Genomic DNA, 8,067 nt, shown 5'->3' with positions numbered 1-8,067 from the left:
CCCCTGCGCGCGCCGCGCCGGTCGCCGGCCGCGGCGGCGCGTTCGGCGCGGGCGGCGAACAGGCCGGACGTGACCAGAACCACCGTGTTCAGCGCGGCCAGCCGCCCGTCCAGCATCGCGCGGGCTGCGGAAAAGCCATGCGGGTCGGTCAGCTGCATCGCCATCATGGCGCTGAGGCCCGCCGCGAACACCAGCAGCTCGGACACGATCAGGACCCACATGATCAGCTCGCCCGGCAGGTCGTCGATGTCCATCACATGACCAGCTGGCGATAGATCTCGGGCAGCGCGTTCGTCAGCCGGTCGGGATCGCGGATCACGGCGAAGCCGCCCTGACCGAAGATGCGGGGAAACCAGCTTTGCGCGCCCTTGTCGATGGTGATGCCGAAGACGGCGTGCCCCGCCCGCCGCGCCTCGCGCACGGCCATGGCGCTGTCCTCGATCCCGTGGCGGCCTTCGTAATGGTCCAGGTCGTTCGGCTTGCCGTCGGTGATGACGATCATCAGGCGCCGCGACCGGCCCTCGTCCGCAAGGCCAGCCGAGGCATGGCGCACGGCCGCGCCCAGACGGGTATAGAAGCCGGGGCGCAGGGCGTGGATGCGCGCCTCGATGGCGCGGGACATGGGTTCGTCGAAGGACTTGCAGTCATGTATCCAGACCCGGTCGCGCTTGAGCGAGGAAAATCCCTGCACCGCGAACCGGTCGCCGCAGGCATCCAGGCCCCAGGCCAGCGCGGTCAGCGCCTCTCGCGCGATGTCGATGACGGCGCGGCCGGTCACGGCGGATTCGGTCGAACGCGACACGTCCAGCAGGATCGACACGGCAAGGTCGCGGTTCTCGGGGCGGGCCTGCCGCCAGATCCGGTCGCTGCCGCGCCCGGTGGCGCGCAGGTCGGTCACCGACCGCAGTGCGGCATCCAGGTCCAGCTCGTCGCCATCCGGCTGGGCGTGGCGGATCAGCCGCGCCGGGCGCAGCGCCTCGAACTGGCGCTTGACGGCGTCGATCCGGCGGCGGGCGGCCGGGTCGGTGACGCCGGCATAGTCGGGCGCGGGTTCGACAGGCGCCGCCAGGACGCGGCAATGGTCGGGCAGCCAGACGCCGCCCCGCGCGTCCCATTCGGGATAGGTGAAGGTGCCGGCGACCCTCTCTCGGTCCACGTCCTCGGGCGCGAGATCCAGGTGCAGCTTCAGCTTGGTCGCGGGCGCCTTGCTGACCTGGCCCAGCACGATCTCCTCGTGATCCTGGGCGGCCTTCTTGGCGTTGTCCAGATCGTCGTCCTCGACCCGACGGTTGATGTTCATCATCTCGGCCCAGGTCAGCATCGCCTCGAACTTGTACAGGATGATGCTGTCCTTGCGTTCGGCCTGGTCGGATTTCATCCGCCGCGTCTTGCGGGCGGTGCCGTCGCCCGACTCCTCGGGCGTGCCGTCGGTCGGCAGGCTTGCCACCTGATCGCCCGCGCCCTGCGCCAGTCCGCGCAGGTCCGGCCACATCGGCACCGGCAGCATCGGGCGGTATGCGCGCGGACCGCGCCAATGGGCCGGGGCGTCGGCATAGCCCGCCAGCAGCGCCGGGGGCGGCGTGACGGCATCGCCCAGCAGGTGCCGGACCAGGGTTTCGACCGAGGCTTCGGTTCCCCGCAGGGAAGGACGGACCCGCAGTTCCAGATGCGCGGCGGCAAGCCGCGACCACAAGGGGCGCAGACCGGGCGCGGCGGCAAGCGCCGCCTGCGTCATGGCGACGCCCGCGGCAATGGCCGAAAGGTCGGCGCGCAGCGGGTCGGGCTCGGGGGCGAAGTCCGGCGCATGGGCCGCCGCGGCCGCCAGCCACAGATACAGCCCCTCGTTGTCCTCGGGGGTCGGAAAGACGGCCAGTTCGACCGGCAGGCGCAGGGCGTCCCCGTCGAAGCTGGACCGGGCGACGTGTTCGCCGTCAAAGGCCAGGCGCCGCCGCCAGGACACGCGGTGGCCGCTGGCCTGGTCGGCCACGGGTTTCAGTTCCACGTCGGCCGCCCCGCCAAGGCCGCGAAACAGGACGGCGATGCGGCCGCGCATGTCTTCGAACCGCACGGCGGCATCGGGAAAGCGCGGCGGCGGGTCCATGCGCGAGGCCAGCAGGTGCCACAGCTTGCCGACCGTTTCCTCGGGCTCCCAGGGGGCGATCTCCAGGTGGGACATGGCTTCTACCCCACCACCGCCACGACCAGATCCAGCAAGCCCTTGCGGATGTCGGGATCGTCGGTCAGCGGCTCGATCATGGCGGCGCGGATGGCACGGTCCAGATCCATGCCGCCGGCCACCAGGGTGGCGGCATAGACCACGAGGCGGGTGGACACCCCTTCCTCCAGATCCTGGCCCTTCAGCCCGCGAAGCTTGTTCGCCAGCCGCACCAGCAGGGCCACGCGGTCCTGGTCCAGCCCGCTTTCGCGCGCCACCACGGGAACCTCGTATTCCGGCCGGGGAAAGGTGAACTCGACCGACAGGAAGCGCTGCCGGGTCGAGGGCTTCAGCGTCTTCATGATGTTCTGGTAGCCGGGGTTGTAGCTGGCCACCAGCATGAAGCCGGGCGCCGCCTGCAACTCCTCTCCGGTGCGGTCGATGGGCAGGATGCGGCGGTCATCGGTCAGCGGGTGCAGGACCACGGCCACGTCCTTGCGGGCCTCGACCACCTCGTCCAGATAGCAGATCGCGCCTTCGCGCACCGCGCGGGTCAGGGGACCGTCCACCCACACGGTTTCCCCGCCCTTGAGCAGGTAGCGACCGATCAGGTCGGCCGCCGACAGGTCGTCATGACAGGCGACGGTATAGAGCTTGCGCCCCAGGCGCGCGGCCATGTGCGCCACGAAGCGGGTCTTGCCGCAGCCCGTGGGGCCTTTCAGCAGCAAGGGAAGGTTCCTGGCATGGGCGGCGGCGAAGATGTCGCATTCGTCGCCCTGGGCCAGGTAGAAGGGGGCGTCGGCCCCCCTCATGTCAAAGTTTCCGTCCATGCGTCTCACTCCGCGGCGATGTGGTCGGGATCACGGGCCAGGCGGTCGCGTTCCAGCGGGCCGGGGCGGACCACCTCGCGCCGGGGGAAGGCCAGCGCATAGATGAACAGCACCGCACCCAGCACCACCGCGACGCCCGATCCGAAGCGCATCCAGTAGAACAGCGCAAGCTGGTCCTGAACCTCCATGTAGCCCATGCCCAGCACGCGCTGCAGGTGCGTCTGCACGGTGCCGGCAAAGGTCAGGGTGAAGGTCATGAACAGCATCCCGCCCGACATCAGCCAGAAGGACGCCATGTTCAGCACCTGGTTGTAGGGATCGCGGTTGCGCAGAAGCGGCATGGCATAGCTGAACAGCGCCAGGTTGAGGCAGACATAGGCGCCGTAGAAGGCCAGGTGCCCGTGCGCCGCCGTCACCTGCGTGCCGTGGGTATAGTAGTTCACCCCGTGCAGCGTGTGCAGGAAGCCCCAGACCCCCGCGCCGAAGAAGGCCAGCACCGAACAGCCCAGCGACCACAGAAGCGCGGCCTTGTTGGGGTGATCGCGGCGGCCCTTCCAGACCATCACGAAGGCGAAGGCCATCATGGCGAAGAACGGCACGATTTCAAAGGACGAGAAGATCGAGCCGATCCACTGCCAGTACGCCGGCATCCCGATCCAGTAGTAATGGTGGCCGGTCCCCAGAATCCCGGAAAAGAGCGCGGTGGCGACGATGACATACAGCCATTTCTCCACGACCTCGCGGTCCACGCCCGTCAGCTTCAGCATCAGGAAGCCGAGGATGGCGGCCATGATCAGTTCCCACACGCCCTCGACCCACAGGTGGATCACGTACCACCAGTACTGCTTGTCGAGGCCGAGGTTCGTCGGGTTGTAGAAGGCGAACAGGAACAGAAGCGCCAGACCCCACAGCCCGATCAGCAGGATGTTGGTGATGGCGGTCTTGCGGCCCTTCAGCACCGTCAGCGTGACGTTGTAGAGGAAGATCAGCGCGGCGACGACGATGCCCACCTTGACCCAGGTCGGCTGCTCCAGGAACTCTCGGCCTTGGGTGCCGACGAAGTAGTTGCCCTGCCACGGGTTGAACAGATAGGTCGCGACCGCGCCCGCCGTGCCCACCACCAGGATGAACAGCTGCAGATAGGCCAGGAAGGGCGAATGGATCTCGCGTTCCGATTCCTCGGGGATCAGGAAATAGGCCGCCCCGAAGAAGCCGGTGAGAAGCCAGACCACCAGCGCGTTCGTATGGACCATGCGCCCCACGTTGAAGGGCAGGATTTCGGACAGGAAGTTCGGCTGGACATAGATGAAGCCGATCACCAGGCCCATCGTCACCTGGGCGGCGAACAGGGCCAGCGCCACGACGATATAGACCAGGGCGATTTTCTGGGTTTGATATTTCATGATGGTTTCCAATCAGCCGGCATCGTTCGGGGGCCAGTCCTGGGTGCGGATCTTGTTCGTCCACAGCAGGAAGTCGGTGATCTCGTGGATCTCCTCGTCCGACAGGTCGAAGCGCGGCATCTGGCGGCGCCCGGGAATGCCCGTGGGTTGTGATTCGATCCAGGCCTTCATCACCTCGAAGGCGGCGTCGGGATCGTCCTGCACCCCCCAGCGGGTCATGACATTGCCCAGCTCGGGCGCGAAATAGGCGCCTTCGCCCAGGATCGAGTGGCAGTTGACGCAGGCGTGGCGTTCCCAGACGTGCTTGCCCGCGGCGACGCTGTCCGTCAGCGGCGCCTCGGCCGTGGACACGCGCACGACATAGAAGTGGCTGTGCACGGACAGGGCCAGAAAGATGAGGATGAAGAACAGCGACCCGCCATAGAAGATGTTCCGGGCCATGCTCTTCGTCAGGACTTCGCGCATGGCGAGGGGTCTCCCGAAGCTGTTTTCGACAGGGCCAGGATGGCGCGCCGAAAGGCCGCCTTCCTTGTCCAAAGTCAAAGAAGGCGGCAGAAATCTGCGCGATGGTCGCCGCGATCAGTCCGTGGGGGTTGCGATGGATGACCGCTGGCCGGTGTGGAAGCTGGCCGTTCTGCTTTATGTCTTTGCCGCGACGGCAGTGGCCATCAACCTGTTCATGCTGGGGCTGATGGGGCAGGCCGTGGGGCTTCCCGCCTTGTCGCCGGTCAGGACGCTGCTGCTGTCGATTCCCTTGGGGATTCCCGCGGCTTGGCTTTCGGGGCGGTGGGTGCGCCATCTGCTGGACGAGGCGGCAAAGCCTTGACCTGCCCGTGTCAGATGCGCTTGGATGAGTTTCGTGTGCATCCGGTTCTCTTTTTGATGCAGCGCAAAGACGCGTCCCAGCCAGCGGCCTATCGGAAGCCCCAATGACACGCGCCCCATGCCTCTTGCGACTTCGGCTCTGCCTGGCAATCCTGCCGGTGCTGATGCTGCTTGCCGCCACATGGGCGCAGGCGTCGGCCCCCATCGTCGGGCCGATGCAGGTGCAGATCTGCAGCGACGGCGTCATGAAGGTCGTCCGGATGGACCCGCAGGGCGATCCTGCGACCGTTCCGCACGACTGCAGCGACTGCCCTGCCTGCACCTTGCCCGTGCCCCTGGGATTTGCGCCCGACATCGCCCTTGCCGTCGCGTCGATCCCGTTGCGCGCCTTCCATTCGTCAGCGGCCGCGCAGGCCGTCCCGCCACGCCGGACAGGCGGGTCGCTGTCGCGCGGTCCTCCGGCCCAACCGATTCGGCTTCAATCATGACATTCATCCGCCATCTATTCGTTTGTCTGTTTCTGGCCTTCCTGACCGCACTGGCGCCCGCGCCGGTGGCGGCCGAGACTGTCCTGCAGGACCTGCTGCCCGACCAGACCGCATCCGATCTCGTTCCCGGCGCCGAGGGCTTCGGCCCGATCCGCGACGACGTGGCCGCAGCCCCCGTGCTGAAAGGCGGGCAGACGGTCGCCTGGGCCTTCGTCACCTCGGATTTCGTGGGAACGACGGGCTATTCCGGCAAGCCGATCCACACGCTGATCGCCGTGGACCCCGACGCCAGGATCGCGGGCGTCCGGCTGGTCAAGCATTCCGAACCCATCGTCCTGATCGGCATCCCCGAGGCCAAGGTCCGCGCCCTGGTCGAGGGCTACAAGGGCCTGGACCTGGTGGCCGAGGCGCAGTCGGGCGGCACCACCCACGAGGTGGACATCATCTCCGGCGCGACGGTCACGGTGATGGTGATCGACGACTCCATCATCCGCTCCGGCCTGAAGGTCGCGCGCGCGCTTGGCCTGGGTGGACTGGCCCCCGAGGCTGCCGCCACCGGCCCGCGCTTCCAGATCGACCCGGCGGCCCCGGCCCCCGCCGACTGGGCCACGATGGAAGGCGACGGCACCCTGCGCCGCCTGACGCTGGACGTGGCCCAGGTGAACGAGGCCTTTGCCGCCAATCCCGACGCCCGCGCGGCCCAGCGCGCCCTGACGGAAGCGCCCGACACGATCTTCATCGACATGCAGGTGGCGCTTGTCTCGGTCCCGGCGATCGGCAAGGCGATCCTGGGCGAGGCGGCGGACGCGAACCTGCGCGGCTGGATGGCCGACGGCGACCAGGCCATCGCGGTCTTCGGCCAAGGCCTCTACAGCTTCAAGGGATCGGGTTACGTGCGCGGCGGCATCTTCGACCGGATCGTGCTGATCCAGGACGACGTGTCCGTCCGCTTCCGCGACCGCGATCATCGCCGCATCAACGCCATCGCTGCCCCCGGCGCGCCCGGTTTCGCGGAAATGGACCTGTTCCGCATCCCGGCGGGCACCGGCTTCGACCCCGCCAAGCCGTTCCGCATCCAGTTGCTTGTGCAGCGAGAGGTCGGGCCGATTGAGAAGGTCTTCCAGACCTTCGACCTGGCCTATCAGCTTCCCTCGCACTACCTGCGGCAGGTGACGCCCCCCGCCCCGACCGCCGAGGCCGCGCCCGCTGCCTCCTCGCCCGCCGCTGCGCCCGCTGCGCAGGACGAAAGCCGCGCACAGGCCGATCTGTGGAAGCGCATCTGGCTGGATTCTCGCGTCAAGATCGCGGTGCTGGCGACCATGCTGGTGGTGCTGACGGGGGTGTTCTTCTTCCAGCATTTCGCGGTCAGGAACGAACGCCGCTTCTACATCTTCCGCATGGTCTATCTGGCGGTCACGCTGGTGGTGCTGGGCTGGATGTTCAACGCGCAGCTGTCGGTCGTGAACCTGATGGCGCTGTTCGGCAGCCTCGTGACCGGCTTCAGCTGGCAGGCCTTCCTGCTGGACCCGCTGACCTTCATCCTGTGGTTCGCGGTGGCCGCAGCCCTGCTGTTCTGGGGACGCGGCGCCTATTGCGGCTGGCTGTGCCCCTTCGGCGCGTTGCAGGAACTGACCAACCAGGTCGCGCGCAAGTTGCGCATCCCGCAATGGACCCTGCCCTGGGGCCTGCACGAACGGCTGTGGCCGCTGAAATACATGATCTTCCTGGGCCTGTTCGGGGTTTCCCTGATGAGCGTGGAGCAGGCCGAGCACCTAGCCGAGGTCGAGCCCTTCAAGACCGCGATCATCCTGAAATTCGTGCGCGCCTGGCCCTTTGTCGCCTATGCGGTGGCGCTGCTGGTGGCGGGGCTGTTCGTGGAACGCTTCTATTGCCGGTATCTGTGCCCGCTGGGCGCGGCGCTGGCGATCCCGGCGCGGATACGGATGTTCGACTGGCTGAAACGCTATCACGAATGCGGCAATCCCTGCCAGATCTGCGCCCATGAATGCCCCGTGCAGTCGATCCACCCGACCGGAGAGATCAATCCGAACGAATGCATCAACTGCCTGCACTGCCAGGTGCTGTATCACTCGCCCAAGGTCTGTCCCGTCGTCATCAAGAAGGTGAAGCGGCGCGACAAGCTGGCGGCAAGCGCGGTCCCCGACCTGGGACGGCCCCCCGCGGGCCATCCCAATGCGGCCCGCGTCACCGAACCCTCCCTCTAGACAAGAAACAGGAGATGACAATGGAGACAACCGAGAAGAAGGGCCTCAGCCGGCGGGTGCTGCTTGGCGCCACCGCGGGGGGCGCGGCGGCCGCCACTGCCTTCGGCGGGCGGCTGGCCTTGGGATTGGGCGGTGCCGCGG

The 8,067-nt window shown here is 67.5% G+C and carries 7 protein-coding genes and 1 pseudogene; 3 read left to right on the top strand and 5 right to left on the bottom strand.

Annotated features, from left to right (window positions below):
• From J0F76_RS19235 to J0F76_RS19215, 5 genes and pseudogenes are all read right to left on the bottom strand, one after another.
• Nucleotides 1–254, bottom strand: a pseudogene (locus tag J0F76_RS19235) (cytochrome c oxidase subunit 3 family protein); the annotation flags it as partial.
• Entirely contained in the window at nt 254–2,176 is a 1,923-nt protein-coding gene (locus J0F76_RS19230) for a nitric oxide reductase activation protein NorD (RefSeq protein WP_207471969.1), read from the bottom strand. The gene J0F76_RS19230 and the pseudogene J0F76_RS19235, both read right to left, overlap by 1 nt.
• Before the next feature lie 5 nt (nt 2,177–2,181).
• Nucleotides 2,182–2,967 carry a CbbQ/NirQ/NorQ/GpvN family protein gene (locus tag J0F76_RS19225; protein WP_242690453.1) on the bottom strand — a complete coding sequence of 262 codons (786 nt, stop codon included), beginning with the start codon at nt 2,965–2,967 and terminating at the stop codon, nt 2,182–2,184.
• Between the two features lie 23 nt (nt 2,968–2,990).
• Complete coding sequence (locus J0F76_RS19220; RefSeq protein WP_207471965.1) at nt 2,991–4,388, bottom strand: cbb3-type cytochrome c oxidase subunit I; 1,398 nt, start codon at nt 4,386–4,388, stop codon at nt 2,991–2,993.
• A 12-nt stretch (nt 4,389–4,400) separates the two neighbouring features.
• Nucleotides 4,401–4,853: a c-type cytochrome gene (locus tag J0F76_RS19215; RefSeq protein ID WP_207471963.1), complete on the bottom strand. Its 453-nt coding sequence runs from the start codon at nt 4,851–4,853 to the stop codon at nt 4,401–4,403.
• Between the two features lie 133 nt (nt 4,854–4,986).
• Here J0F76_RS19215 and J0F76_RS19210 point away from each other — a divergent pair, with 133 nt between their 5' ends.
• From J0F76_RS19210 to J0F76_RS19200, 3 genes are all read left to right on the top strand, one after another.
• Nucleotides 4,987–5,214, top strand: a complete 228-nt coding sequence (locus J0F76_RS19210) for a hypothetical protein (protein WP_207471961.1) — start codon at nt 4,987–4,989, stop codon at nt 5,212–5,214.
• A 124-nt stretch (nt 5,215–5,338) separates the two neighbouring features.
• Nucleotides 5,339–5,701 (top strand): DUF2946 family protein, encoded by a 363-nt coding sequence (locus tag J0F76_RS19205; RefSeq protein ID WP_207471960.1) that lies wholly within the window; start codon nt 5,339–5,341, stop codon nt 5,699–5,701.
• On the top strand, nt 5,698–7,926 hold the full coding sequence (locus tag J0F76_RS19200; RefSeq protein WP_207471959.1) for a NosR/NirI family protein: 2,229 nt from the start codon (nt 5,698–5,700) through the stop codon (nt 7,924–7,926). The genes J0F76_RS19205 and J0F76_RS19200 overlap by 4 nt, the downstream gene beginning before the upstream one ends.
• The last annotated feature ends 141 nt before the right edge of the window (nt 7,927–8,067 follow it).

The sequence above is a fragment of the Paracoccus fontiphilus genome, assembly GCF_017356265.1.
GTDB classification, from domain to species: domain Bacteria; phylum Pseudomonadota; class Alphaproteobacteria; order Rhodobacterales; family Rhodobacteraceae; genus Paracoccus; species Paracoccus fontiphilus.
The sequence above is the reverse complement of the archived record's forward strand: the minus strand, read 5'-3'. Positions and strand labels throughout refer to the sequence as shown.